Raw genomic sequence first — 26,186 nt, forward strand, 5'->3', positions numbered from 1 at the left:
TTTCTGAAAAGGTATTAGTCATGAGGAAACAGTGAACAATACCAGCCACAAGGATTAATATAATTTGATAACTGATAACTGATAACTGATTACTGATTACTGTTAAATCACTCCCGTCTGTGATTCCACTTCTATCAACTCAAAGCGATAATTTTCAATTACTGGATTTGCTAACATTTGATCACATATCTGATCCAGATTTTGACGCGCAGAATTTTCATCTGGTGAAATCAGGGTGACTTCTATATACTTACCAATCCGCACTTGTTCCACGTTCTTGTATCCCAACTGTTTCAGCCCAGATTGCACTGCTACACCAGCAGGATCTAAAACTGAAGGACGGAGTGTGACAAAAATTTTGGCTCGATACTTTCTTTGCACTGACTTTCGCTGAATGCTGCTACGCTCATACTATATCTTTATGTTGTACTTCAGCGACAATAAAGATTACAAGTTATCAGCGTTAAGCTATGAGTTAGCCAAGACATAGCTTTACCCTTGCTCCCATTTTCAAGATAGTGTCTATGAAAGTTATACGTACCCGCAGCCAAGAGCGGATTCTGAATCTTCTCAAATCCATCAAACAAGGTATTTCTGCCCAAGATATTTACGTGGAACTGCGTAACCGCGACCAAAGTATGGGTTTGGCAACAGTTTACCGCTCTCTAGAAGCCTTAAAACTGGAAGGTATGGTGCAAGTGCGGACATTGGCTAACGGTGAAGCTCTTTATAGCTTAGCGCAGCAAGATAAGCATCATCTCACCTGTCTGCAATGTGGCACTTCGATTCCCATTAATCAGTGTCCAGTCCATGAACTAGAAACACAATTGCAAGTCACCCATAATTTTAAAATCTTTTACCATACCTTAGAGTTTTTTGGTTTGTGTAAACAATGCCATATGGCTCAAGCTGCGATGGAATAGTTACCCGATATTGGATTAGGGAATCTGGTGAGTTGTACCCTGTTCGGAATTATTTCAGCCAAGACCATTTGTATTTATGTTTGACGTCTGGTTGTCCAAAATCTGGTTAGAATCTGTTGGCACATCTGAAACAATGGAGCGTATGCCCTCTAGGGTAGCAGGAATTGTGCGCGGATCTATAAACATGACTTTGCTACTATCGCTTTTACCGATAATTGTGCCCATATCTAAATAGCCCAAGGCAAACAGAACTTCTAAGGCTTTGGGCGCTGTGGGGTTGGTTTTAATCTTTTGGGCGATCAATTCCGCAGACTCAGCAATGGCTTGGGCTTTGAGAACTTGTTGCTGGCGTTCGGCTTGGGCTTTGAGAATTAGGGCTTTTTGTTGAGCTTCTGCTTCCAAAATCACTGCTTTTTGACGGGCTTCAGCCTCTAGAACTTGTGCTTCTGCTTTACCTCTGGCACTGTTAATAGCTGATTCTCGTTCACCTTCAGAAGTTAAAATTGCTGCTCTTTTACGTCTTTCCGCCGACATTTGCAATTCCATCGACTGCTGCACTTCTTGGGATGGAAGAATGTCTCTTAGTTCTACCCGCGTTACCTTTACGCCCCAAGGATCGGTAGCAATATCCAAATCTCGCAATAAAAGTTCATTTACTTCTGAACGAGCGGTAAAGGTTTCATCTAGTTCTAGTTTGCCCATTTCCGCACGAATTTGTGTCATCACCAAATTCACCATCGCGGCTTGGAGATTTTCAACTTTGTAATAAGCTTTTTCCATATCGACGATGCGCCAATAAACTACTGCATCAACGGTAATTTTGACGTTATCGCGAGTAATGCATTGTTGTGGGGGAATGTCTAAAACTTTTTCTCGGATAGTTTCACGGAAGACAATTCTATCCACGAAAGGAACAACAAAGTTCAGTCCTGGTTCTAACTTTTTATTGTAGCTACCTAAGCGTTCAACCAAAGCTTCATTACCCTGATTGACTACTTTTACAGAGCCTGCAACTACAGAACCACCTAAAACTAAACTTATAAGAAAAAACAAAGGTTCCATGATTTATCTCCTAAATTTTAAGTAAGTTGGCATGAATAAATCAGTTATCAGTTATCAGTTATCAAATTTTATTAACTACTGTTAAATGTTCAGTGATTACTAACCACCAACAAACAACTAACAACCACTAACTATTGAATTGAAGAATATTCCGGCATGACAATTAGAGTTGTCCCTTCGCGCCTGACTACATATACTCTTTGATTAGGTGCGATCGCTAAATGATCATCGTAACACCGCGCCCGCCAAGAGTTGCCTTCGTATAATACTCTTCCTGCTTTTCCAGGTGGTATTTCTGTTAAAGTTTCAGCAGTGGTTGCATCCTGAAGTTTGGACTTGCCTCGCACTGGTGTCACTAAACGACGAGAAAGCACAATTAGCACCACACAAAGCAGTAGCCAAACCACTAATTGCAGCCATAATTTTCCTAAAATCACTGGAGATAGTAGCGCCACTACAAAGGCGCTAATTCCCATCATCAAAGCTACAAAAGCCGTTGGCAAAAACAGTTCTATTAAGCACAAACCTGCTCCTACCAGCAGCCAGATGAGGGTAGAACTCGACAACCACATTGCGGTAGAAATTGGCATAGCGCCATCCTAAACATTATATTTATTTAATTATTTCTACTGTGATGTACTAAAATTTTTTACGTAAAAATTTTCAACTTTTAATTAACTAGTGTTAAAAGTAAACCAGTAAATCTAGTCTAGTCTAACATTTCAATTTTTGGCAGCTCAATTTAATCGAACTTCACCTATCAATTTACCTAGATATTTACACTTGCATGATTTCGACTCAACGGATCATTAATTGTCCTAATCCTATCTGTACTCACCCAACCAACCCTGTGGATAACCGTGTTTGTGCAAATTGTCAAACTCCCCTGATTCATCGCTATCTTTGGGTAATTGGCTCATCAGCAGGTACAATTTTGCAAGGAGAAAAAGTAGCTGATAGATATGAGGTGATTGCACCTCGGATTTGGCTGGATACTCAACCAGGAAAGTTACCAGACATACCTGGCACAATACCAAAAGAAATTATTCCTTACCTGCGGTTACATCAACAACGGTTACACTTACCTCAGGTTTATGGATTTGTTCGTTCTCAAACAGAAGCAGCAGATGATATTCTCTTGCTGGAAAATGTGCCTATAGATGAAGCAGGAAACCTTTACTCAGCATTAACAAAAGCATGGCAGCAAGCAACGGCAGTTAGACAAGTTTATTGGCTATGGCAAATTCTGCAATTGTGGCAGCCTTTGTCAGAACTGGGAGTAGCAACTAGTTTGCTAATACCAAATAATTTAAGGGTGCAAGGTTGGTGTGTGCGGTTGTTACAACTTCAACAGTCAGGGCAGCCAAGTATAAAGCATTTGGGAGAGTGTTGGCAGCCTTTGGTAGTTACTGCCAAAAGCCAAGTTGCAAGAGACTTGCAAAAAATAGTCCAACAAATGTGTAGTGGTGAGGCAGAGTTAAAAGATATTGCTGCTCAACTGAATGGTTTATTATTGGCGTCTGCGGCGGAATTACCTTTAAGCATCAAAGTAGCAGGTGCAACCGATAAAGGACCAGAAGCACTGATACAAAATGAAGATACTTGCTATCCTCATGACAACAATGCGATCGCCGATTCATTATTACCACGAGTAGCGATCGTTTGCGATGGTATTGGTGGGCATGAAGGCGGTGAAGTTGCCAGTCAATTAGCAGTACAGTCAGTGAAACTGCAAATTCGGGCTTTATTACAAGAAGTTACCGAACAAGCCGAGATTGTACCGCCAGATTTATTGCAACAACAGTTAGAAGCGAGTTTACGGGTAATCAACAACATTATTTGCAATTGCAATGACGAACAAAAACGTACAGGCACTCAACGCATGGCTACAACCATTGTTATGGCTGCCCAAATCCCGCAACGCATTCAAACTACTGCTGGGTGGCAATCAGACAATGCCCACGAACTTTATTTAGTTAATGTGGGTGATAGTCGTGCTTACTGGATTACCCGTAACTACTGCCAGCTACTCACAGTTGATGATGATGTAGCAACACGGGAAGTATGCCATGCCCGCAGTCTCTATCGCCAGGCGTTGCAACGCCCAGATGCTACTGCCCTCACCCAAGCTTTAGGAACAAAACATGGTGAATTACTTCGTCCTTTGGTTCAGCGCTTTATTTTGGAAGAAGACGGTATATTATTGTTGTGTTCCGATGGCTTGAGTGACAATAATTTAGTAGAACAAGCTTGGCGAGATTACTCTGTACCAGTATTCACAGGGGAACTGACTTTAGAAGAGGCAGTTCATGCTTGGATTAAACTGGCAAATCAGAAAAATGGTTATGACAATGTATCTGTAGTGCTTGCCCATTATCGCCTTTTTCCAGATTATTTGGTTCCAGTTACTCAAAAGAAATTGCAAATAGAAGTTGTCGAAGAAAAACAAGTAGAAATTGTCCCAGAAGAACCACAACTAGAAGAATCTGAGTTAGCAGAAAGTTCACAAGTATTGCTGGAGTTAGACATTTCACCAATCAGGGAAACTTCTAATACAACCCAACGTCAGCGTAAACCTTTGGTTTTACTGCTGAGATTACTGGCTTTGTTGCTAGGAGGTGCAACAGTAGGATTATTTGCTTGGCAACAATGGCAGCCACAAACGTTGCAGCAAATGTGTAGACGACTTCCCCAAAGAGTGCAACAACTGTGTCTACCCCGAAAGTAGGACAACAGAGATGGGGACGTGGCTTTCAAGGGCAAGGAATTAAAAATCAGGCGTAGATTTTAGGATTCAGGCAGGAGATCTATGATAGCTTTTTCAAGGGACACAGAGAAATCTTCCGTTGGAGACTGAGTGTTAATTTGGCGTGCCTGGAGGCAAGGTGACGCACCTTGATTTTATAATCATGAGGTAAGCAATGTTAAAGCAGGCGTTATTTAACAACAGAATTGCTGTACTTGCTACTAAACATCAAAAAGAAAGAGTAATTGCTCCAATTTTGGAAGCAGAATTACGAATGAAGGTGGTAGTACCGGAGGATTTTGATACTGATGTTTTTGGTACGTTTACAAGAGAAGTGAAACGTCCAGGAAATCAAGTTGAAGCTGCGAGATTGAAAGCAAAAAAAGCTTTAGAATTAACTGGTGAAAGTTTAGCGATCGCGAGTGAAGGTAGTTTTGGCCCTCACCCTGAAATTCCGTTTATTTCTAGCAATCGCGAAGTTGTTCTTTTATTGGATCAAATACATAATTTAGAAATTGTTGGTGAAGAATTATCTGCAAACACTAATCATAATCATTTAGTTGTGGAGAGTGTTGAGCAAGCTTTTCAATTTGCTCAAAAAGTTGGTTTTCCTGAACATGGTTTAGTGGTCATGTTTGACGAATTACCAAATGATAAAACTAAAGTAATTAAAGGAATTACTTCCGAAGAAAAACTCATAGAAGCTGTAAATTTTGTTTTGAAAAATTCACCCACTGGCAAAGCACATCTGGAAACAGATATGCGGGCAATGCATAACCCTACACGCATGAAAAATATTGAAAAAGCCACGCGTGATTTATTAAGAAAAATTAATAGCTGCTGTCCAGAATGTTCTATGCCAGGTTTTGCAATTACAAGCAGAATTAGGGGGTTGCCATGTGCTTTATGCTACATGCCGACTTCTCTAACTCGCGCAGTCATATATCAATGTCAAAAATGTGGTTTCACTCAAGAAGAATTATTTCCAGATGGAAGTGAATACGCCGAACCAGTGAATTGTAATTATTGCAACCCCTAATACCAAAGTATAATCTCTGATAGGTATTATTGCCATAGCAACAATTCACATCAGACATTACTTTGCTTCATCAAGCGCAATCACAGGCGAAGTCTTTCCCCAACTACCAGTGAACACAAAAGTTTCTAAAGGTTTGCGCTGACGGGGAGCAAACTCACGCTGCTGGTACTTTTCAGGCAGCACTTCCGGTTCACCTGGATACCCAATTGCGATCGCTGCTACTGGTTCATAGCCTTCAGGGATATTGTACAACTCCCGTGCCTTAGACACATCAAATCCTGCCATTTGGTGGATGAATAAACCGAGAGAAGTTGCTTCAATTGCTAAACTACAAGCTGCTGCACCGACATCATGAAATGCATGGCGGTTTTCAGTGTGATTTTTCTCAAAGTAAAGTTTTGCTACCGACAGCATCAAAACAGGTGCATGTTTCGCCCAGACTTGATTTCCTTCCGCTAGACAACTCAGCAAATGTTTAAATTCTTCGGGATTTTCTTGAGTCGCCACAATAAAATGCCAAGGTTGTTCATTATAAGAAGAAGCAGCCCAGCGCGCAGCTTCTAGTAAACTGCAAAGCTTTTCTTTTTCAACTTGTTGTTGAGAAAATGCCAGAGGACTCCAGCGTTTTTGTAGCAACTGATGAATTGGATATTGCGAATTAGCAGGCTTTTCCATAGTTTACTATCCTATAAAATCAATACTTTGACTTTGATATCCTAGATAGTACTCAATACTGATACTACTGCTATGGAGCTAGGGAGAGAAAATGACTGGTTTTAGGAGTAGTCGTTGGAATCAGTTTTTGGGTGTAGCGATCGCTATTACCCACATTTTCTCTGCAAATTATGCCCTTGCTCAAATTACTGGCGATCGCACTTTACCAAACAACTCCAACGTCACCAAAGACGGTAACACCTTAATGAACCAAGCCAAAATTAGCGCAGATACTAAAGGCGGTACGGGTAATATCACACTGCGATCGCATGACCTTATATTAGGTAATAACAACTGCATTACCACCAATGCCACAGGCAGTAATATTATCGGTGGTAACATTAATATTGATACTGATGTGCTTGCTGCTTTTGTCAATAGTGATATCAGTGCTAATTGTGATCAATGACCGTCAATTGAATTTGTGTTGTGACAAAGGTTATATTTTATATCGAACACCGATGCACACAGATGGACACAGATGGACGCAGATAAATTTTGGCTTGGTGGTAAAAACTCTGCGAACCTCTGCACTGACTTTGCGTCCCTCTGCGTTTTTTTATGCAAAGCTGTAAGCTATCCACGAAAGCAATGAAGCTAACAACACAAGTAGGAGAAAAAGCAAGTATTCTCGGTTTAGCAGGACAGCAGCAGATTGTTACCGCTATGTGCTATAAAATCCTGCGACACATCTAGCACTCACTGCTCCAAAAACCAGACAGCAATTAGAGGCAAATCTGACTGTTCTACATACTCCTCTACTCTCTGCACAAGAAGTAGCTAGTTGGCAAGAGTATGGCGACTTAATTTATGGTACAGGCCAAGATGCATTCGATACTCAATGGATTTGAAACATCATTTTCTCTCTGCACAACCTTCCAAAACTGTATTACCCAGGATGAGAGTCGCTGAGTAAGGATACTGTATGTCTGACATGCCATCGCTACAAGCATCTTCTTTTTTGATGATCAGTGTATTATTAGTTTTACCCCGCAATCGATACACTCTGAGCAAATCTTTTGGACGCCCTGATGCCTGCAATGGTGTAACGTAGGGAAAGGTGAGTTTACGATTTTCTGGTGTTGAGTAGACAATTCCATTCTTCTTAGATACTGTCACACTCCAAAATGGTTCCGTACCCCGAGCAATAAACTCTTCTGTGTTGGTAGTATTTTGAGCCAGTATATTGTTGCTATGCAATTGGGAAGCAACTGTAATTGCGCTACTACAAACTACAAAAGCAATAATAGAAAAGATTAAAATTTTTTTCATTTAACAAGAATTTATAACTACACCCGATTATGTATACATAGGCGATCGCACTATTTTCAGACAATTGACACACTGCTGTCATCGCGATCGCTCAAAATATCAGTATAGGAATAATAATAATAATTTTTGAGTTTCCTTTCTAGGAGATGTTTCACACTTTTTCTGTTCACAAGTCTGTAGATGCTTTGAAAGTTTTGGCGACTGGGGTTGTATCTAGTCTTTTAGCAGTTCAGTTAGCACCCACGATTGCACTGCAAGTTGAACAACCAATCCCACAGCTTGCAGATTCTAGTTCTCCAAATCCTACGGTAGTAACACAACAAGATAACCAACCTACACTCTGGTTAGTAGCAGCTGCTGTCGGTGGTGTAGCAATTGGTGTAGCTTTAAAAGAAAGAGGAAATCGCCAGGGAAGTACTACAGATAGTGGTTCATTTACGGGTCAAAAGGCTGGTGTCATTAGCTTTGATCAAGCTAGTCGCAAACTGCAAAGGAGACTTCTGACTCTCTTGCATGATGATAGAGAAGCAGCCAAGCGGCTTTTTACTCAAGCACAGTTCAAGTTTCCCAACAAAACAGCCGACTGGTATGCTGATAAAGTTATTTATGACCTTGAACGCGATCGCGGTGGCTTATAAAGCGATACGGTTTAGTTAGAGCCAAAAACCTTAAATTGAGTAGGTTGGGGTTCGTAGTTTAATTCTTCAAGTAGAGGTATACAGGTCATTAAAAATGCATATACTGCAATTACCAAGCAAGAATTTTTTTAGCCTCTAGTCTTATAGGTGCTAGGGGCTTTTCTTACTTTCTACCCAATTCGACAGATAAGATCCCCGACATCTCCAAAAAGTCGTGGTTCTGGGCATTGCGATTCTCACAAATCAAACAGGATTGCTATATATCTATCAAAAGGAATGATATATATTTAAGTAATTAGGAAGATACAAAATATAGAAATACTCATAATTAAGTGAAGATTTGAACCGCTTCCAATATTTATTACTAAGAATAAACTTTAATTTTGTAGTGAATTTGGTTCCTTTACATTAACTATGCCTTGTGGCTATTAATAATTAATGCCACTGACAGATTTGGTGCCAAGTTCAGAATTGCTAATGTATACGTGTTACTGAAAAACGTTTACCAAATTAACAACAATGAACATTCTTGCTTGGATTGTTTTAGGTCTAATAGCTGGTGCTATTGCTAAAGCTATCTACCCCGGTCATCAAGGTGGCGGCATTTTGGGAACACTCATCTTAGGAATAATTGGTGCTTTTGTCGGTGGTAGTTTAGGCATGTTATTAAGCACGGGAACCTTTGCCCTAACTGCTCCTACCCTCAGTATTACAGGTATTATAGTGGCAGTGATTGGCGCACTTATCGCTGTTTTCGTGTGGAACTTGTTAACTCGCCGCAGTACTATCTAGTTAACAAAGTCGTAATCAATTTATAGTAAACTTCAGGGAGCAGATTTAAGTATTTTTATCCCTGATTCATACAAAAATATTAGCGCTAGCCTGTAGTGAGGCTAGCGCTATTGTTATCTGAGTGTTAATCTTCCAGTGGGAAGATAGCAGTCTTGGCTTTTGACATGATTAACTGTTGGAACAACTATAACTTGCTGATGCAGAAAGCCACTATAACTTTTTTGTTATTTTGATCAATGTACGGCTATATTACTTTTCCACTCTTTGTTACATTTTTGAAGGTGAGTATAAGTAAACGTCAGACAATTTTTTCCTTCTACTTAATAGCAATTTATTAAAATTATGTTTCTTACTCAAACTGTTCCTCGTCAACGAGAAATCATTGAAGTTCTTTTCCGTCATGGCTGGGACTACATGCGGAGGTTGCTCACAGGCGGTAAAGCTGACGAGCCTCAGTTACCGACACCAGCAGTTTTGAAAAATATCTTGGTAGATTTGGGGCCTGTGTATGTTAAGTTGGGTCAACTACTTTCTACCCGCCCTGATTTACTAAGTGCATCTTATATCGAAGAACTATCAACGCTACAAGATGAAGTCCCACCAGTTTCTTGGTCAGAAGTAGAAGTACTGATTCGTCAACAACTCAAACAGCCTCTAGAGCAAACCTTTACAACAATTAATCCTGTACCAGTAGCAGCTGGTTCTATTGCTCAAACACATCGCGCTACCCTCAAAGATGGTCGAGAAGTTGCTTTGAAAGTGCAACGTCCAGGAATTGATGTTACTGTTGCCAGAGATATTGCTCTGATTCAAGGTATTGCTGATTTAGTAGCGCGTACTGAATTTGGTCAAAGCTACGAGATCAAATCTATCGCCGATGAGTTTATCAAGGCGCTGGAGGCAGAGTTAGATTTTACACGAGAAGCTAGTTATACGGATGAACTACGACAGAATTTATCTGTAAGCCGCTGGTTTGATCCCAATCAAATTGTAGTCGCCAAAATTTATTGGGATTTGACCACACAAAAATTACTAGTAATGGAATGGTTAGATGGCGTACCATTATTGGCGGCTGATTTGAATAACCAAAACGGCAAAACTCCAGCAGTCGAACGTCAAGAAGTTACTAGCTTGTTATTTCGTGCTTTCTTTCAACAGTTGTATATAGACGGATTTTTTCACGCCGATCCGCATCCAGGGAATATTTTCTATCTCAAAGATGGACGCATAGCTCTAATTGACTGCGGTATGATGGGGCGACTCGATCCGCGTACACAGCAGATTTTAACAGAAATGTTACTGGCAATAGTCGATTTGGATGCTCGACGGTGCGCTCAGTTAACTTTACAGCTAGCAGATTCCGAGGAACCAGTGATTTTGTCTCGTCTGGAAAATGATTATGACCGAATGCTGCGAAAGTACTATAATTTGAGCTTGTCGCAAATGAATTTCAGTCAGATCATTTATGAACTGCTCCAAGTTGCCCGTAATAATAAAATTCGTTTACCTAGTAATATGGGTTTGTATGCTAAAACCCTAGCGAATTTAGAGGGAGTGGCCAGGTTATTCAATCCAGAGCTAAATTTTATAGATGAAATTCAACCATTGATTACAGATTTATTCCGTCGTCATCTGTTTGGACAAACACCTGTGCGATCGCTCCTAAGGACTGCTTTGGATCTTAAAAGCCTGTCTTTACAATCTCCCCGACAAATAGAATTTCTGCTAGATCGAGTCACATCGGAGACATTACAGTGGAATTTAAATATACGTGGTCTAGATAGCTTGCGCCGTACCACCGATGATGCTGCCAATCGGCTTTCTTTTAGCATCCTAGTAGGTTCACTAATCATGGGAGCAGCAATTATTTCTAGTAATGCGAGAACACCAGGGTTTTCTCTATTAAGCAATGTGTTATTTGCTACTGCGAGCTTGTTAGGTTTGTGGCTGATTATTAGTATTTTGCGATCAGGACGTTTACGTTAAAAATATTGTTAGTAGTTAGTGGTTAGTGGTTAGTAGTAAAAATCAATAAGGGGCTGGTTTAGCTACCCAATTAATAAGCTTTAATCATGACCTATCTATCAAAATCCTCCCCTAACAACTACTAACTACTAACTAGTGACTACTAACTACTATCTACTAACTACCCTATGCCAATCATTGAAGCTCAAAATTTGAGCAAAGTTTATCCTGTTGCTGTTAAAGAACCAGGTATTGCTGGAACAATTACCCACTTTTTTCGTCGCACCTACCGCCAAATTAAAGCAGTTCAAGATGTTTCCTTTGAAATAGAGGCGGGTGAAGTGGTAGGGTTTTTAGGACCGAATGGTGCAGGAAAAACCACTACACTGAAAATGCTCACAGGATTAATTCATCCTTCTAGCGGTTTAGTGAAAGTCGCTGGACATGTCCCGTTTCGTCGCCAAGAAGCATTTTTGCAAAAAATAACCTTAGTAATGGGACAAAAGCAGCAACTAATTTGGGATTTGCCAGCCATAGATTCTCTGAAAATTAACGCTGCTGTTTACAATATTAGCGATCGCGAGTTTCGTAAGCGAGTCGACGAACTCAGCGAAATGCTCTCTCTAGAAGGTAAGCTTAACCAACCAGTACGCAAGCTGTCTTTAGGTGAGCGCATGAAAGCAGAAATTTTGGCAGCACTTTTGCACCGTCCCCTAGTGCTGTTTTTAGATGAACCAACTTTAGGACTAGATGTCAATGCTCAGGTGGGAGTGCGCGATTTTTTACGAGAATATAATCAGCGTTATCAAGCCACAGTATTGTTGACGAGTCACTACATGGCAGATATTACCGCTCTGTGTCAACGGGTATTATTAATTCACCAAGGTAAGTTGATGTATGACGGTAGTTTAGATGGACTGTTGGAAAAATTTGCACCTTATCGAGAGGTACATGTGGAATTAACACAACCTCTATCTAAACAAAGACTCATGTTCTACGGTGATGTCCAAAAGTTAGACGGAAGGATGGTGTGTTTTATGGTACAGCAAGAAGAACTAACACGCACCGTCTCGCGGATTTTAGCAGATTTGGATGTGATTGATTTAAAGGTGACTGAACCACCAGTAGAAGAAGTAATTGGTAGAGTATTTCAAGCAGGAGTGGTGAGTAGTTAGTAGATACTGGTTAGTGGTACTTTTTCAAAACTAACTACTAACCACTAACTAATAACTACTAACAATTAACTAATGATGAAAAGACTAATCAAAACAACATTAACTTTTCTGTCTGTGTACTACGCTTATATGGTGGAATACCGAGCAGAACTAATTTTATGGGTGTTAGCTGGTTCTTTACCTATTATCTTGATGGGAGTTTGGATACAAGCTGCTCAAGGCGGACAATTTGGTTTAACACCTGTGGATTTTGCTCGTTACTTTTTGGCTGTTTTTCTTGTCAGACAATTCACAGTTGTATGGGTAATTTGGGAGGTGGAAAGGGAAGTAGTAGAAGGTAAACTTTCTAACCGGTTGTTACAACCAATTGATCCAGTATGGCATCACGTTGCTGCTCATGTTAGTGAAAGAGCTGCCCGTATCCCGTTCACAATTCTATTATTAGGATTGTTTTTTATCCTGTATCCCCAAGCATTTTGGATACCAAGTTTAGGAACTCTGTTATTGTTTAGTTTTGTAGTGATATTAGCTTTTATTTTGCGTTTCGTCATTCAACACACTTTTTCTATATTTTCCTTTTGGACAGAAAGAGCCAGCGCTATAGAAAATTTCTGGTTTTTGTTCTTTTTATTTTTGTCTGGGATGATTGCCCCTTTAGAGGTTTTCCCGGAGCCAGTCCGGACGGTGGTACTCTTGACTCCTTTTCCCTATTTAATTAATTTTCCTGCCAGTATTTTGGTAGGGATACCTGTAAATTTGACACAGGGGCTGTTATCAATGATTGGTTGGATTGTGTTGTTTTTGGGTCTAAATCGTTGGTTATGGCGACAGGGATTGAAGCGTTATTCAGGAATGGGAGCATGAATTACTATCAGGCGATCGCTTAATACCAACTTTATATTTTTTGATTGAAAATTCTTTACTTTTACAGTTATTCCAGATAAATCAAAAATTACACTTATCTCAATTTGGTATAAGTTGTTAATCAAGCACTACAGAAATAAATATCAAAGTAAAAAAAGAAGGCAAAAGCCTATAATAAAATAAACTTTGCTCCTAGCACCTTGTGCCAAAGGTACTTGTGTATATTTGTCAGTTTTTAATAATAAATCTTCAATCATTGCTTAATAGAGGGTGGCTGATGGAACGTTTAGATTCTGTACAACACACACAACAAGCTACAGGATTGGAGGAGCAAAAAACTCCAGTTGTGGAACAAGAGGTTACAGCTATCACTCCTGCTGCATCAAACGGTAATGTTAAAACAAAAGTGCCTCTATCTCGGAGTCGTCTGCTGCCTATAGTGGTAGTAGGAGTAATTTTAGGTGCAGGAGCGATCGCCTCAGGAATTTACGCATACCGTCAATGGCAATATGCTCAAAGATTTCCCCAAACCGATAATGCCTATGTTACCGCAGACATTTATCCTGTTACTTCTCGCATCTCAGGGATAGTTAGCCAAATTGCTGTCAACGAGAACCAAGTAGTTACTCCGGGAACGCTGTTAGTAAAACTTGATCCTCAAGATTATCAAGTATCTCTAGCTCAAGCCAAAGCATCTTTAGAGTTAGCCAAACAGCAAGCAGCTTTGGCAGAGAAAAAAATTAGGAATGTCCCAGTTCCTGTTACAGTACCGCAGCTATCTGCGTTAGACAACAATACCCAAGCCAGACAGAATTTGCTCCAAGCACAGGCGACTCAACAAAGAGATATCAACGAACAACAGTATAAAACCGCATTGGCTACAGTCGCTCAGAAGCAGGCAGAGGTTAAAAAAGCTGAACTTCAGCTATCCTACACCAATATTAATGCTCTAGTTCCTGGAAAAATTGGTAATAAAAATGTCCAAGTAGGACAACGGGTCGAACCTGGCCAAACTCTTTTCACTGTGGTACAACCAAATCCTTGGATTATTGGTAACTTTCCAGAAAACCAGTTAGAAAAGATACAACCAGGACAAAAGGCAGACATTAAAATAGCTGCTTTTCCTAGTCGCAACTTTGCAGGTAAAGTTGATAGCATTGCCTTGATGCCACAAAACAATGACACAAATAATTCTGCCCTCACCAACAATGTACGCAGAATTCCTGTAAAGATTACGTTTGAGCCGACGAGTATTAAAGGTTATGAATCGCGAATTACTCCTGGTATGTCAGCAGTTGTAACAGTAATTCCGAACTGAATAATACAAAGCGATCGCTTATTGCTCTGGCGATCGCTACTGCAATTATGGATTTGAGATTTGCTCTCAATCCATAACCAGTGAATTTGAATTAGTTGTGTTTCATTTTTAGCCAGGACTTTAGTCCTTAACTAAGGTTCTATAACGCTCACTACCAAACCTCCTGCCTTTACTTTGAGGTTGCTTGTTCGCGCGCAGCTGCTGCTTGCTCGGGATGAATGCCTAAGCGAGTAAGATTGATTCTACCCTTGTTGTCAATTTCACGCACTTTGACGATCACTTCATCACCAACTGCAACTTCATCTTCAACCTTACCGACACGGTAGTCAGCTAGTTGAGAAATGTGGATCATGCCTTCTTTACCCGGCAGAAACTCCACAAAAGCACCAATAGGTATAATTCGCGTCACTCTACCTACGTAAACATCACCCTCATTCAGTTTGCGCGTCATGCCTTGAATGATGCCTTTAGCTCTCTTGGCCTTGTTTTCATCCACAGCAGAAATGGTGACAGTGCCATCATCTTCAATGTCAATTTTAGCACCTGTTTCCTCAGTAATACCCTTGATTGTCTTACCTCCCGGCCCGATCACTAGACCAATCATGTCTTGATCAATCTTGAGCGTTAACAGACGTGGGGCATAGGGTGACATTTCTGTGCGTGGTTTGTCAATAGTCTCGAGCATTTTCTCTAGAATATGCAACCGTGCGGCTCTAGCTTGGTGGATAGCTTGAGAAATGATCTCCAAAGACAAACCACTGATTTTCATATCCATTTGCAAGGCAGTAATCCCACTGTCTGTCCCTGCAACTTTGAAGTCCATATCACCCAAAAAGTCTTCGATGCCTTGAATATCCGTCAAGACTCGGACTTCATCGCCTTCTTTGATCAAACCCATAGCTGCACCACTAACAGGTTTGGTAATTGGCACACCTGCATCCATTAAAGCCAGAGTGGAACCACACACCGAACCCATCGAAGTCGAACCATTGGAAGAAAGTACTTCCGATACTACCCGAATTACGTAGGGGAATTGTTCTTTTGGTGGTAGCACTGGTAATATTGATCTCTCTGCCAGCGCTCCGTGTCCAATTTCCCGACGTCCCGGCGCGCGCAGAGGTTTGGTTTCGCCAACGGAGAACGGCGGGAAGTTGTAATGGTGCATGTAGCGCTTTTGCTGGTCTTGTTGCAAGTCATCGTTTAAGAATTGCACATCACCTGGTGTACCAAGAGTACAAGCAGATAATACTTGGGTTAGACCCCGGTTGAATAAGCCGCTGCCATGAACCCGCTTGGGTAATAAACCAACAGCACAGGAAACAGGACGAACTTCATCTAGCTTACGACCATCGACTCGAACATTATCTTCGATGATCTGACGGCGCATCAGCTTTTTAGTAATATCTTTGAAAGTGTTGTCTAATGCCTTGGCATCACCGATTGCGGCAACTCGAATTGGATCTTCTTCTGGTAGTTCGGCGATCGCAGCTGCGATTGATTCTTTGACAGCATCTAAGGCATTATCTCGTTGGGTTTTATCCAAATCAAATTGCGAGAGGATTTTCTTGATTTCCTCTGTAGCGCGATCGCTGATAAAGTTACTCAGTGATTGATCTGCTTCTGGTGGTGCTTCATGGACTATTTCTAACCCCAGTTCCGCAATTAAATCTTGCTGCGCTCGAATTAAATCCTGCACAGCTTCATAACCAAATTCGATCGCCTCAATAATATCTCGTTCGGGCAGCTGATTAGCTCCCGCTTCCACCATAATTACACCATCCGGCGAACCTGCTACGACTAAATCCAGGTCTCCAGCTTCGATTTCTGCATAGGTGGGGTTAATAATAAAATCATCACCCACCAGACCGACGCGCACGGCTGCCATAGGCCCATTAAAGGGAATCTTTGCCATTAAGGTGGCAATAGAAGCACCAGTCACAGCTAGCACATCTGGCGGTACTAGCTCGTCCATAGAAAGAGTCAACGCTACAATTTGCAGATCATCCCGTAACCAAGATGGAAACAAAGGACGCAAAGGGCGGTCAATCAGACGACTAGTGAGAATTGCTTTCTCTGGCGGACGACCTTCGCGTCGCAATAATCCTCCAGGGATTCTACCTGCTGCGTATAATCTTTCTTCGTAATCCACGGTGAGGGGCAGAAAATCGACGCCTTCTCTGGCTGCTGAGCGCGTAGCTGTAACTAGAACTGCCGTATCCCCAGATTGTATCAACACCGATCCACCAGCCTGGGGTGCTAGTAGACCCACCTTCAGTCGAATATCCCGTCCATCGAAGGATATTGACTTCTCAAATTCTCCCATTCAGTTTTTTTTCCTTACTATGCTCGCTATTCTCTCTCTGTGGCAATCCTAACATTTATGATCTAATACTGGCTTGAGCAGTATACAGAATTAATGATAAACAATTTCGTTACAAAACGGATCGAGGACAAGGAGGACAAGGGGAGCCAATGCGTTGCGCGGGTCTCCCGCGTTGTAGCACGCGGCGTGGACACGGAGGACAAGGGGGACAAAGGGGACAAGGGAGACAAATAATCAGTCATCAAATTAAACTGGTCACTGTTCACTGAGTTTATGCCCAATGTCCGATCCTCGATTTCTTAATCCCCTATACATAATCAACGCATCCACTTGCTGTACATCTAGTTTTACCGCCACCGGAATCTGCCCAATAATCTGGAATCCCAGTGATTTCCATAATTGAATCGAAGCTATATTAGTAGCAAAGACTAAATTGAACACTACCCCCTCGTAGCCGAGACTAGCAGCAATTGAGAGCATCGCCTCTCCCATGAACCGCCCGATTCCGAGACCCCGCTTGCCAGGTTGTACAATAAAACCAGCGTTGCAAATATGGCTACATCGACCTGGAAAGTTTGGTCTGAGATAAAATGCTCCCAGTATTTCCTTGGCTTGGTGTGTAGCAGATTCAGCAGCAGTCCTGACTACAAAAGCATCCTGAGTTAACCAGTAAGCTGCAAATTCTGATGCTGAGAGGGGTTGTTTTTGGGGATAGGTTTGTCCTTCTAAAATCACAAAATTCAGTAATTTCCTTACCTCTTCTTGTTCCTCTGGATGCATGTAATCTAACTCTACTTTGATGCCATTTTTTAAAATTTTATAAAGGGGTAACTGCATCTTTCCTAAAACTTGATTAATATTACTTTCTAGTATTTAATTAAATTTAATTATTATTAACAATGTGTATTTAATTTTTAAAAATAAAGGAATTCACAAAGTAGAAAATAAGCAAATTCAAGGTTTTATTTTTGCGAAAATCTAAATTAGTGGGCAAATGGCAATTTTACACGGTAGTTGGTTACTACAAAATCAGGGTAACTATTTATTTATTTGGGGAGAGACTTGGCGATCGCTAGGGACAAATATCGAGCCAAATCCATTGACAGAAATACCACCATTACCTTATGCGATCGCACCAGCCGAACTAAGCGAGTGGCTAAGTTCTCGTAATATTACAATCCCTAATTCAACACAGCATGTCGAGATGCAATCAATCGCATCTGGGCGAACAAAGCGGCGTCAAGCGACAACTACTGCTACAAAAACTTTGCCAACCTCCTCGCAAATAACTATTGCTCTACCCACTGATTTTGCAGCAGGTGAAACTAAGGGAACAACATTGATTCACCCAGTACATTCAGCAGCATTAAGTTTAGAAAAAACATCTTACCAGTACCTACACCCTTGGAAAGTAGAGGGCTTTTGTCTCAATCCTACAGAAGCAATTAAGTTTCTAACTGCTTTACCCTTGAGTATTGGCAACAGCGAAGATGATTTTGTCGGAGGAGATTTAAGATTTTGGTCCCATATCGCCCGTTGGAGTTTAGATTTAATCTCAAGATGTAAATTTCTGCCTACTCTGGAACGCCAAGCAGATGGTTCTTTCACAGCCAAGTGGCAAGCACTTTTAGATAGCGCCTTGGATGGAACTCGCTTAGAAAAATTTTCCCAACAAATGCCCCTAGCCTGTAGGACATACCAAGGAGGTGGAGAGATTGGGAGGTTGGGAGATGGGGAGAAAAATCACCCCTACCCTACGGGAAGCCGCTTGCACGTCTACACTCCATCACCCCACCACTCCATTTCAATAGACTTCCCTGTGGAACCACAAGAATTATTATTGGGATTTCTCAACAGTACAATTGATGCCCAAGTCAGAGAAATGTTTGGTTCCCAACCTGTGCTAGAAGCGAGAGTTATGGCGTCTTTACCAGGTGCGGTGCGACAGTGGTTGCAGTCTCTTACAGGTGCGTCAGATACTGTCAACGCCGAACCAATGGGTTTAGAACGACTAGAAGCGGCACTGAAAGCTTGGACTATGCCGCTACAATACCAACTAGCAGGAAAAAATCTGTTTCGTACCTGTTTTGTCTTGCGTCCACCAGAATCAGGTGAAACAGATTGGACTTTGGCTTATTTTTTGCAAGCACCAGATGATCCAGAATTTTTAGTGGACGCAGAGACGATATGGCAGCATCCAGTTGAAAGCTTTGTTTATCGTGGTCGTACCATCAAACAACCACAAGAAACATTTTTACGTGGATTGGGATTAGCATCGCGCTTATATCCAACGCTCTCACCCAGTCTGGAAAATAGTTATCCCCAATTTTGCCGCCTTCACCCCTTGCAAGCATACGAATTTATTAAATCGGTAAAGGCGCGGCTTGAGGATAATGGTTTAGGTGTGATTTTACCCGCGAGTTTAGCAAATCGAGAAGGATGGGCAAATCGTCTGGGTTTGAAAATCACCGCCCAAACACCAAATCAAAAGCAGGGACGCTTCGGTTTACAAAGTTTGTTAAATTTTCAGTGGCAATTAGCGATCGGTGGACAGACTCTTTCCAAGCAGGAATTTGATAGACTCGTGGCATTGAACAGTCCCCTTGTCGAAATTAACGGTGAGTGGGTAGAATTACGTCCCCAAGATATAAAAACAGCACAAGCTTTCTTTGCTTCTCGCAAAGAGCAAATGGCTCTTTCTTTGGAAGATGCTTTGCGCCTGAGTACGGGGGATACCCAGACAATTGAAAAATTACCAGTAGTTAGCTTTGAAGCATCAGGCGCATTACAAGAGTTAATTACTACCCTGACAAATAACAAAGCAGTAGAACCCCTACCCACACCCGCCACTTTTCAAGGACAGCTACGCCCTTACCAACAGCGTGGTGTCGCTTGGTTGGCATTTCTAGAACGTTGGGGTTTGGGTGCATGTCTCGCGGACGACATGGGATTAGGAAAAACAGTGCAATTTATTGCCTTTTTACTACATCTCAAAGAGCAGGATGCATTAGAAAAACCAACACTTTTAGTTTGCCCAACCTCGGTATTAGGAAACTGGGAAAGAGAAGTTAAAAAATTTGCCCCGACTCTGAAGGTTTTGCAATATCACGGTGACAAACGTCCTAAAGGTAAGGCATTTGTAGAAGTAGCAAATAAGCATGATTTAGTAATTACTAGTTATGCGCTGATTCACCGAGATTTAAAGTCATTACAGGGTGTTGCTTGGCAAGGGATTGTTTTAGATGAAGCCCAAAATATCAAAAATGCAGAGGCAAAACAATCTCAAGCAGTGCGTCAGTTAGAGGCAAACTATCGAATTGCTTTGACAGGGACACCCGTAGAAAATAGACTACAAGAACTCTGGTCAATTTTGGATTTTCTCAATCCAGGGTACTTAGGAAATAAGCAGTTCTTCCAACGACGCTTTGCTATGCCAATTGAAAAATATGGGGATACTTCTTCATTGAATCAATTGCGTTCATTAGTGCAACCGTTTATTTTGCGTCGTTTAAAAACTGACCGAGAAATTATTCAAGACTTGCCAGAAAAGCAGGAAATGAATGTATTTTGTGGTTTGAGTTTGGAACAAGCTGAACTTTATCAAAAAGTTGTAGAAGAATCATTGGCTGAAATTGAAACAGCCGAAGGAATGCAACGTCGAGGCATGATTTTAGCTTTACTCGTCAAGCTAAAACAAGTCTGCAATCATCCAGCGCAATATTTGAAAAAAACTACTCTTTCAGAACCGCATTTATCAGGAAAACTATTGCGGTTACAAGAAATGTTAGAAGAAGTTTTATCAGAAGGCGATCGCGCTTTAATTTTCACCCAATTTGCCGAGTGGGGTAAACTACTCAAACCCTATTTAGAACAACAACTAGGAAGAGAAATATTCTTTTTGTATGGTAGTACCAGCAAAAAACAACGTGAGGAAATGATCGACCGTTTCCAACACGATCCCCAAGGGCCACCAATTATGATTTTGTCACTCAAAGCAGGTGGTGTAGGATTAAATTTAACCCGTGCAAATCACGTCTTCCACTTCGACCGTTGGTGGAATCCAGCAGTCGAGAATCAAGCCACAGACCGAGTATTTCGTATTGGTCAAACCCGTAATGTCCAGGTGCATAAATTTGTTTGTACTGGTACTTTAGAAGAGAAAATTCATGACATGATTGAAAGTAAAAAGCAACTAGCTGAACAAGTTGTTGGCGCGGGTGAAGAGTGGTTAACTGAACTCGATACAAACCAACTCCGCAATTTATTGCTACTAGATCGCAGTGCAGTAATTGAAGAAGAGGAAGAGTGAGGGAATGGGGAGATGGGGAAGTGTGAGGGGTGTGAGGGGTGTGAGGAGTAGTAAATAATCAACCACTAACCACTAACCACTAACCACTATTGTACAGACGCGATGTTCCTCGCGTCTCTAGCCACTAACCACTAACTACTAACTACTAACCAATGACAATCGACTATTGACAAATGACTAATTACACATTACAAGCTAGCCGAGAATGGTGGTCACAAAGGTGGCTAGAATTATTAGATTCCTATCGCTTTAAAAAGCGTTTGGAACGCGGTAGAAATTATGCACGTCAAGGTAATGTTCTCAGCATTGAGTTTCAGGGTGCAAAGGTATTAGCCAAGGTACAGGGTAGTGAACCGGAACCTTATAAAGTTTCTCTTTCCCTTGACTCTTTTAGTGATGAAGAGTGGGGTTACGTAGTAGAAACAATGTCTCAAAAAGCAATTTTTGCGGCAAAACTTTTAGCAGGAGAAATGCCACAAAATATAGAAGAAGTTTTTACTGCCAATGGTCTTTCTCTATTTCCTTTTACTTTATCCGATGTTCACAGTAGATGTACTTGTCCTGATAAAGCAAATCCCTGCAAACATATTGCAGCAGTTTACTATCAGTTAGGCGATCGCTTTAGTGAAGATCCTTTCGTACTCTTTCAATTGCGGGGACGTACCAAAGAGCAAATTATTAGTAATTTACGTCAGTTACGTAGTACTAATATTGAAGTTACGACTGACCAAACACAAGCAGACCAAGACTCAGTTGCTCAAAATCAATATTCTTTAAATCTAGAATCTTTTTGGCAATATCATGAGCCATTAGAATCTTCTTTAGTAGTGATTGCACCATCTAATAGTGAAACAGTTTTAGACGTATTGGGGTCAATTCCCCTTGCTAAAGAAGAGGAAAATCTCGCCAGTTTAACTGCTGCGGATCTAGTAATGAAATATTTAGATACTGTTTATAAAGATGTCAGCCAAAAAGCTATGCTAGCAGCGATGAACGTAGGTGGAAATTAACATAGCAGTCCAAAATCACGCCTAATCTGAATTCAAACTATCGCAACAATCATGTTTTTCAAATCGTAGACGCGCTCATAGGCTGAAGGTAGGGTACACAGATAGATTATCAGTGTTCATCTGTGTGCATCTGTGTTCGTTAATAAAAATCAACTAGGCAATTACCAAAAAACCTGATTTCATATCTTGCACCTAATTTTTGACCACCAAGAAATAAATTTCTTGACTCATAGCTCAACTCTACTAAAGTAGACTCATCCAATACTCAGTCATCTTGAGATGACTTTTGCTATCAGCCTAGAACTAAAGTTCTAGGCGTGCATAGGACAAAAGCAAAATTAATGAATATGACTGCGAATGATGTCATCAATCATCGCCTCTACATCCACCTCATCTAAATCTGATTCTGTTAGATAAAAGCGTGCATAGCGATCATCTAAATCAAAAGCTTCGTCTAACCAACCTGCAAAACCACGGGCCCGTTTATCAATCTCCAGCAAAACTTCTAACTCCCCTGGGTGTAAACGGAAAATGATTTCTAACTCATCAAGATAATTTCTGTATTCTCCACTGGGTTTGAACTCAAATTCTTGTACAAATGGATAAGAACCACCAAAAGAATGGGTATATTCACAATCCACTTTATGCAGGTGAAAACCTAATCTTTCTACTGCTACAAATACTCGTTGCATCAGTGGATGAGGTTTAACTTCTAAAACATCTCTATCTCTGGGGTTGATCGCAGTCTTAATATCCAAGCCTGTACGGATATATACTGGTGTTCTGCCTATAGTTAAGGGTATCTCGTAGGGTAACTCTAGGGCAAACGGCACTACAATTTCTTGTTTCGGTTGAACAGTTAACCGTTCTAATAAGCGGTAATCGACCATTATACACTCTTCATGAATGGTAGAATCATCGACTTCCCGCTCATACTCAGTGGCAAGTTTCAAATAAATATCACTGATATCCTGAGCTACATCACCACCAGTAATGTGGACTTCTCCTTCCAATGTATCACCGGGGATCACAGCAGCGTTAAAAATACGTGTATCAACTTTGGCAGAGCCAATACCAACGCTTGCCAACATTTTTTTAAACATTCTTTCCTGCTTACTCCTGTAGATTTGCTCTATTTTAGTTCGGCTAGTATGAGAGTGTCATATATGACACCCTTGTGTTGGAACTACACAAGCAAGCTGTCAATTTTCCGAAAAAAGAAATTGTGAAAAAATTTTTACCTAATTTGCGACTTCTGCCATTTCAATAATTCGCCCTTCATAGTCCTTAACCAAAAAATTTAAAGGTTTTCTGCTGCGAATTTTGAATTTCAACCCTCGCACTTCTACTCGCATTAAAATCATTTCCATGCATTCATGATCGAAGCACACGTGACGTTGTTGATTTTTGCTACCTAAACTAGCTCCCGTAATTACATGCAACTGAGTATTTTTCTTAAGTTGATACCACAGTCCTTCACTTGCATTCGTCATTTTGTTAGAAAAGGAAGGACTGCTCCCTAAGTAAAGCGGATCAACTCCTGTTGCACCTATGGTTTGTTCATAGTTGTAATAGTAGTGTAGTGGTACTTCTGCTGCTGGTAAATCTAGAAGTCCTTCGTATAACTGTCGCGCAATTTCCAAATCTGACACCATAACTGTGTACACCTTTGGCGCGCTGGTGAGGAACATCCACATAGCCCCAGCATAGGCTGCTAGTAGCATTACCATTATGCCTTGGGTAGAAAAAAGGCTATCTAATGGTATAGAAGGTAAAAAGGAGGCAAAAGTATAAGGATTAACCAAGAATGATGTCACACTTGCTATAAACATGAACAGAATCGGGAATTATATATAAGGGAGCCGCTTTTGTTTTGTAGATTATGACTGAAATGAAGTCTTTATTTCTAGTGTATCAAGTGCTAATTCGTCTTGGTGTGAAGTCTAATCAGACTGACACCAATAGACTATTTGATTAATACAGAGATTGCGATCGCCAAGTTAATTCTAACAACATAAGCAGAATCAGACTGTGCAAATTCCTCATTTTCCTGAAGCTAATCATCCCTTGGTTAAGTCACTGTTCCATCACACTGACCTAGAACTCGTGAGGTTGTTTCAGCAGCACCCAGAGTCAGGGAGGTACTTTACAGCTATTTTTTGCCGTTATAGCCCTATAGTTTATACAGTAATTCGCCATTCAGCGCGATCGCCTGTACAAGCAGATTATTTATTTGCCTTGACTTGGCGACATATCTACTATGAATTGGGTGGACTTAATCTTAGTAGCACTCAACCTGGTAAGGAAAGTCTGACCTTACAAAATTGGCTCATTGATCAGACTGCTTACTGCATCAACGAGATTGAACTTCCTCCTACTGAAGCAATTCATTATTCTCTCAAAGCAACCTCTGTACCATTGTGGTGTTATGTAGAACAAGCCCTAGAGCAAATGACGCCAATTTTACGCTTGATGGTGTTAATGGCTCAAACCTTTCACTGGAGCGAAACGAGAATTGCCGCTTATCTACAAGCTGAAGGAGAAGCGATCACTCCCAGCGAAGTAGCCAATTTTCTCCAGGAAGGTTATCGTATGCTAGAGGAAAAATTACCAACAGATATTCGCGCTATCTACTTAGGTGAAAATTTACTGCCACCTGCGATTGCGTAAAAATACATAATTACATGTGTTTGGTAATACTAGTAAATAAACATACGAAACATTCTGCATAAAGCCGCAATTCCACGGGCAAAGTTTATGAAACAATGGTGTTTGATACTAAAAATTAACCAAATTTTCATTTATAGATTCAAGCAGGGAAAAAAGAGTTTAAAGGGTAAAGCTAATAAACTCCTTCCCCTTTCCCCCTTGCCCTTTTTAGTTGCTAGTTTTATATTTCATCCCATAGCGGCGAATGCTGCGGATATTACCGAACAACTCCACCGTCAGATAGATAAATCTGTAGTGCGACAATCCACAGACCAAGCAGATACTTTGCTGCGAATCGGTCAGCAGCAACACACCTCTGGCAAGTCTGACAAAGCAATTGAGTCTTGGTTACAAGCACTAGAAATTTATCACTCCCTTGGTGATCTCAACGCTCAAGGTTTAATTTATGATTACCTTGGTAGAGGTTATGTCCAGTTAGGTCGTTACAAAGAAGCAGAAAACGCCATACGCCGACGCTTAGCGATCGCTCGTGATACCCATGACTTTCAAAGCCAAATTTTCGCCCTGAATAATATTGGTACATTATTGTTGCAACAAGGGGAACCCGCTGCAAGTTTACAAACTTTTGCCGAAGCTGTGGAAATTGCCCGCCACGTTAAAAATATCGAAGGTCAAGGACTGTCTTTAAGTAATTTGGGACTAGCGAATGCAAGGTTAGGAAATTACAACAAAGCCATCAAACTCTACGAGAATGCTTTAAGTTTCCGCCGTCAGGTTCGTGATCCCATTGGTGAGGCTAATACCCTCAATAATTTAGGTGATGCTTACCTAGAAGCAGGAGATTATCAAGGTACTATCGGGACTTATGGATCTGCACTGCGAATTGCTAAGTATAGTGGCGATCGCGTTAACCAATTACGAGCAATTGATGGTCTAGTTACTGCTCACAGTTCCGTGGGACGCTATGAACGCGCCTTTGACTTGCTACAGCAGCGATTAATATTAGCTCAAGAATTACAAAATCGGCGAGAAGAATTAAAATCTTTTGAGTCCTACGCTCAGTTATATGAGCAACTAGGTAATCTCCCAACAGCCCGTAACTTTTATGAAAGGGCGATTACGGTAGCAAAGATATTAGAAGACAGTAAGCAAGAAGTGCGATTACTAGACCGACTCACTCAAATGATGCGGAAAGCTAACTTGACCAAAACAAGCAGAAAAAAGAATTAAATTATCGTAGGGTAAGCATCAATAACTTCTTCGTTAAAGGGCAATACGGTTCAGTTAACGTTTTGATCTACCCCTGTGAAGATTTGTCTTGGTGTCTTAGTGTCTTTGTGGTGAAAAAGATAATCTTGAAACCACC

General features: G+C 41.0%; 23 protein-coding genes. 14 read left to right on the forward strand and 9 right to left on the reverse strand.

The annotated features are described in order from the left end of the window. Positions 1–102: 102 nt before the first annotated feature. Positions 103–381 carry a phosphoribosylformylglycinamidine synthase subunit PurS gene (purS, locus tag NIES592_RS10030; RefSeq protein WP_009456818.1) on the reverse strand — a complete coding sequence of 93 codons (279 nt, stop codon included), beginning with the start codon at positions 379–381 and terminating at the stop codon, positions 103–105. Positions 382–524: 143 nt separating this feature from the next. Here purS and NIES592_RS10035 point away from each other — a divergent pair, with 143 nt between their 5' ends. Beyond that, positions 525–923, forward strand: a complete 399-nt coding sequence (locus NIES592_RS10035; RefSeq protein WP_009456819.1) for a Fur family transcriptional regulator — start codon at positions 525–527, stop codon at positions 921–923. Positions 924–977: 54 nt separating this feature from the next. On the opposite strand, the gene NIES592_RS10040 is transcribed toward NIES592_RS10035, so the two are convergent. Together NIES592_RS10040 and NIES592_RS10045 are read right to left on the reverse strand one after the other, a co-directional pair. Then, complete coding sequence (locus tag NIES592_RS10040; RefSeq protein ID WP_073555663.1) at positions 978–1,985, reverse strand: SPFH domain-containing protein; 1,008 nt, start codon at positions 1,983–1,985, stop codon at positions 978–980. Positions 1,986–2,116: 131 nt separating this feature from the next. Next, positions 2,117–2,575 (reverse strand): NfeD family protein, encoded by a 459-nt coding sequence (locus NIES592_RS10045; RefSeq protein WP_062248280.1) that lies wholly within the window; start codon positions 2,573–2,575, stop codon positions 2,117–2,119. 197 nt (positions 2,576–2,772) lie between these two features. Here NIES592_RS10045 and NIES592_RS10050 point away from each other — a divergent pair, with 197 nt between their 5' ends. Further along, complete coding sequence (locus tag NIES592_RS10050) at positions 2,773–4,713, forward strand: protein phosphatase 2C domain-containing protein (protein WP_073555664.1); 1,941 nt, start codon at positions 2,773–2,775, stop codon at positions 4,711–4,713. A 193-nt stretch (positions 4,714–4,906) separates the two neighbouring features. Next, entirely contained in the window at positions 4,907–5,770 is an 864-nt protein-coding gene (locus NIES592_RS10055) for a DUF6671 family protein (protein ID WP_073555665.1), read from the forward strand. Positions 5,771–5,827: 57 nt separating this feature from the next. Here the strand turns inward: NIES592_RS10055 and NIES592_RS10060 are convergent, their stop codons facing one another. Next, positions 5,828–6,445, reverse strand: coding sequence for a nitroreductase family protein (locus NIES592_RS10060; protein WP_073555666.1), 618 nt, complete (start codon positions 6,443–6,445; stop codon positions 5,828–5,830). 91 nt (positions 6,446–6,536) lie between these two features. On the opposite strand from NIES592_RS10060, the gene NIES592_RS26245 reads away from it, so the two are divergent. Continuing rightward, positions 6,537–6,893: a hypothetical protein gene (locus NIES592_RS26245; RefSeq protein WP_062248272.1), complete on the forward strand. Its 357-nt coding sequence runs from the start codon at positions 6,537–6,539 to the stop codon at positions 6,891–6,893. A gap of 446 nt (positions 6,894–7,339) precedes the next feature. On the opposite strand, the gene NIES592_RS10075 is transcribed toward NIES592_RS26245, so the two are convergent. Beyond that, a complete protein-coding gene (locus NIES592_RS10075) occupies positions 7,340–7,756 on the reverse strand; it encodes a COG3650 family protein (RefSeq protein ID WP_009456833.1) in 417 nt (138 codons plus the stop codon). 146 nt (positions 7,757–7,902) lie between these two features. On the opposite strand from NIES592_RS10075, the gene NIES592_RS10080 reads away from it, so the two are divergent. From NIES592_RS10080 to NIES592_RS10105, 6 genes are all read left to right on the forward strand, one after another. Continuing rightward, positions 7,903–8,394, forward strand: a complete 492-nt coding sequence (locus NIES592_RS10080) for a hypothetical protein (RefSeq protein ID WP_073555667.1) — start codon at positions 7,903–7,905, stop codon at positions 8,392–8,394. Positions 8,395–8,913: 519 nt separating this feature from the next. Continuing rightward, positions 8,914–9,186 carry a GlsB/YeaQ/YmgE family stress response membrane protein gene (locus tag NIES592_RS10085; RefSeq protein ID WP_062248266.1) on the forward strand — a complete coding sequence of 91 codons (273 nt, stop codon included), beginning with the start codon at positions 8,914–8,916 and terminating at the stop codon, positions 9,184–9,186. Positions 9,187–9,528: 342 nt separating this feature from the next. Next, positions 9,529–11,172, forward strand: coding sequence for an ABC1 kinase family protein (locus NIES592_RS10090; RefSeq protein WP_009456836.1), 1,644 nt, complete (start codon positions 9,529–9,531; stop codon positions 11,170–11,172). A 167-nt stretch (positions 11,173–11,339) separates the two neighbouring features. Continuing rightward, positions 11,340–12,326, forward strand: a complete 987-nt coding sequence (locus NIES592_RS10095) for an ABC transporter ATP-binding protein (RefSeq protein ID WP_062248262.1) — start codon at positions 11,340–11,342, stop codon at positions 12,324–12,326. 75 nt (positions 12,327–12,401) lie between these two features. Next, the gene (locus tag NIES592_RS10100; RefSeq protein ID WP_062248260.1) at positions 12,402–13,190 is read left to right on the forward strand and encodes an ABC transporter permease; all 789 of its coding nucleotides are present in this window, start codon (positions 12,402–12,404) and stop codon (positions 13,188–13,190) included. A 277-nt stretch (positions 13,191–13,467) separates the two neighbouring features. Next, the gene (locus NIES592_RS10105; protein ID WP_073555668.1) at positions 13,468–14,508 is read left to right on the forward strand and encodes an HlyD family secretion protein; all 1,041 of its coding nucleotides are present in this window, start codon (positions 13,468–13,470) and stop codon (positions 14,506–14,508) included. A gap of 169 nt (positions 14,509–14,677) precedes the next feature. Here NIES592_RS10105 and NIES592_RS10110 read toward each other — a convergent pair whose 3' ends face one another. Continuing rightward, complete coding sequence (locus NIES592_RS10110; RefSeq protein ID WP_073555669.1) at positions 14,678–16,831, reverse strand: polyribonucleotide nucleotidyltransferase; 2,154 nt, start codon at positions 16,829–16,831, stop codon at positions 14,678–14,680. A 255-nt stretch (positions 16,832–17,086) separates the two neighbouring features. Continuing rightward, positions 17,087–17,668, reverse strand: a complete 582-nt coding sequence (locus NIES592_RS10115) for a GNAT family N-acetyltransferase (RefSeq protein WP_073555670.1) — start codon at positions 17,666–17,668, stop codon at positions 17,087–17,089. Positions 17,669–17,825: 157 nt separating this feature from the next. Here NIES592_RS10115 and NIES592_RS10120 point away from each other — a divergent pair, with 157 nt between their 5' ends. Continuing rightward, positions 17,826–21,140 (forward strand): DEAD/DEAH box helicase, encoded by a 3,315-nt coding sequence (locus tag NIES592_RS10120; RefSeq protein WP_073555671.1) that lies wholly within the window; start codon positions 17,826–17,828, stop codon positions 21,138–21,140. A 173-nt stretch (positions 21,141–21,313) separates the two neighbouring features. Continuing rightward, on the forward strand, positions 21,314–22,150 hold the full coding sequence (locus NIES592_RS10125; protein WP_073555672.1) for an SWIM zinc finger family protein: 837 nt from the start codon (positions 21,314–21,316) through the stop codon (positions 22,148–22,150). Positions 22,151–22,488: 338 nt separating this feature from the next. Here the strand turns inward: NIES592_RS10125 and NIES592_RS10130 are convergent, their stop codons facing one another. Beyond that, positions 22,489–23,253 carry a sporulation protein gene (locus NIES592_RS10130; RefSeq protein WP_062248251.1) on the reverse strand — a complete coding sequence of 255 codons (765 nt, stop codon included), beginning with the start codon at positions 23,251–23,253 and terminating at the stop codon, positions 22,489–22,491. 138 nt (positions 23,254–23,391) lie between these two features. Then, a complete protein-coding gene (locus tag NIES592_RS10135) occupies positions 23,392–23,982 on the reverse strand; it encodes a hypothetical protein (RefSeq protein ID WP_009456849.1) in 591 nt (196 codons plus the stop codon). A gap of 199 nt (positions 23,983–24,181) precedes the next feature. Between NIES592_RS10135 and NIES592_RS10140 the strand changes: the two genes are divergently transcribed. Beyond that, positions 24,182–24,820, forward strand: coding sequence for a hypothetical protein (locus tag NIES592_RS10140; RefSeq protein WP_062248248.1), 639 nt, complete (start codon positions 24,182–24,184; stop codon positions 24,818–24,820). Between the two features lie 87 nt (positions 24,821–24,907). Further along, positions 24,908–26,050, forward strand: coding sequence for a tetratricopeptide repeat protein (locus NIES592_RS10145; RefSeq protein ID WP_073555673.1), 1,143 nt, complete (start codon positions 24,908–24,910; stop codon positions 26,048–26,050). Positions 26,051–26,186: the final 136 nt, after the last annotated feature.

It is taken from the genome of Fischerella major NIES-592 (assembly GCF_001904645.1).
In the GTDB taxonomy this organism is placed as follows: Bacteria; Cyanobacteriota; Cyanobacteriia; order Cyanobacteriales; family Nostocaceae; genus Fischerella; species Fischerella thermalis.

Coding starts and splice junctions, on each gene's coding strand:
- NIES592_RS10035 (WP_009456819.1), top strand. CDS start 525: ATGAAAGTTATACGTACCCGCAGCCAAGAGCGGATTCTGAATCTTCTC.
- NIES592_RS10040 (WP_073555663.1), bottom strand. CDS start 1,985: ATGGAACCTTTGTTTTTTCTTATAAGTTTAGTTTTAGGTGGTTCTGTA.
- NIES592_RS10045 (WP_062248280.1), bottom strand. CDS start 2,575: ATGCCAATTTCTACCGCAATGTGGTTGTCGAGTTCTACCCTCATCTGG.
- NIES592_RS10050 (WP_073555664.1), top strand. CDS start 2,773: ATGATTTCGACTCAACGGATCATTAATTGTCCTAATCCTATCTGTACT.
- NIES592_RS10055 (WP_073555665.1), top strand. CDS start 4,907: ATGTTAAAGCAGGCGTTATTTAACAACAGAATTGCTGTACTTGCTACT.
- NIES592_RS10060 (WP_073555666.1), bottom strand. CDS start 6,445: ATGGAAAAGCCTGCTAATTCGCAATATCCAATTCATCAGTTGCTACAA.
- NIES592_RS26245 (WP_062248272.1), top strand. CDS start 6,537: ATGACTGGTTTTAGGAGTAGTCGTTGGAATCAGTTTTTGGGTGTAGCG.
- NIES592_RS10075 (WP_009456833.1), bottom strand. CDS start 7,756: ATGAAAAAAATTTTAATCTTTTCTATTATTGCTTTTGTAGTTTGTAGT.
- NIES592_RS10080 (WP_073555667.1), top strand. CDS start 7,903: ATGTTTCACACTTTTTCTGTTCACAAGTCTGTAGATGCTTTGAAAGTT.
- NIES592_RS10085 (WP_062248266.1), top strand. CDS start 8,914: ATGAACATTCTTGCTTGGATTGTTTTAGGTCTAATAGCTGGTGCTATT.
- NIES592_RS10090 (WP_009456836.1), top strand. CDS start 9,529: ATGTTTCTTACTCAAACTGTTCCTCGTCAACGAGAAATCATTGAAGTT.
- NIES592_RS10095 (WP_062248262.1), top strand. CDS start 11,340: ATGCCAATCATTGAAGCTCAAAATTTGAGCAAAGTTTATCCTGTTGCT.
- NIES592_RS10100 (WP_062248260.1), top strand. CDS start 12,402: ATGAAAAGACTAATCAAAACAACATTAACTTTTCTGTCTGTGTACTAC.
- NIES592_RS10105 (WP_073555668.1), top strand. CDS start 13,468: ATGGAACGTTTAGATTCTGTACAACACACACAACAAGCTACAGGATTG.
- NIES592_RS10110 (WP_073555669.1), bottom strand. CDS start 16,831: ATGGGAGAATTTGAGAAGTCAATATCCTTCGATGGACGGGATATTCGA.
- NIES592_RS10115 (WP_073555670.1), bottom strand. CDS start 17,668: ATGCAGTTACCCCTTTATAAAATTTTAAAAAATGGCATCAAAGTAGAG.
- NIES592_RS10120 (WP_073555671.1), top strand. CDS start 17,826: ATGGCAATTTTACACGGTAGTTGGTTACTACAAAATCAGGGTAACTAT.
- NIES592_RS10125 (WP_073555672.1), top strand. CDS start 21,314: ATGACTAATTACACATTACAAGCTAGCCGAGAATGGTGGTCACAAAGG.
- NIES592_RS10130 (WP_062248251.1), bottom strand. CDS start 23,253: ATGTTTAAAAAAATGTTGGCAAGCGTTGGTATTGGCTCTGCCAAAGTT.
- NIES592_RS10135 (WP_009456849.1), bottom strand. CDS start 23,982: ATGTTTATAGCAAGTGTGACATCATTCTTGGTTAATCCTTATACTTTT.
- NIES592_RS10145 (WP_073555673.1), top strand. CDS start 24,908: ATGAAACAATGGTGTTTGATACTAAAAATTAACCAAATTTTCATTTAT.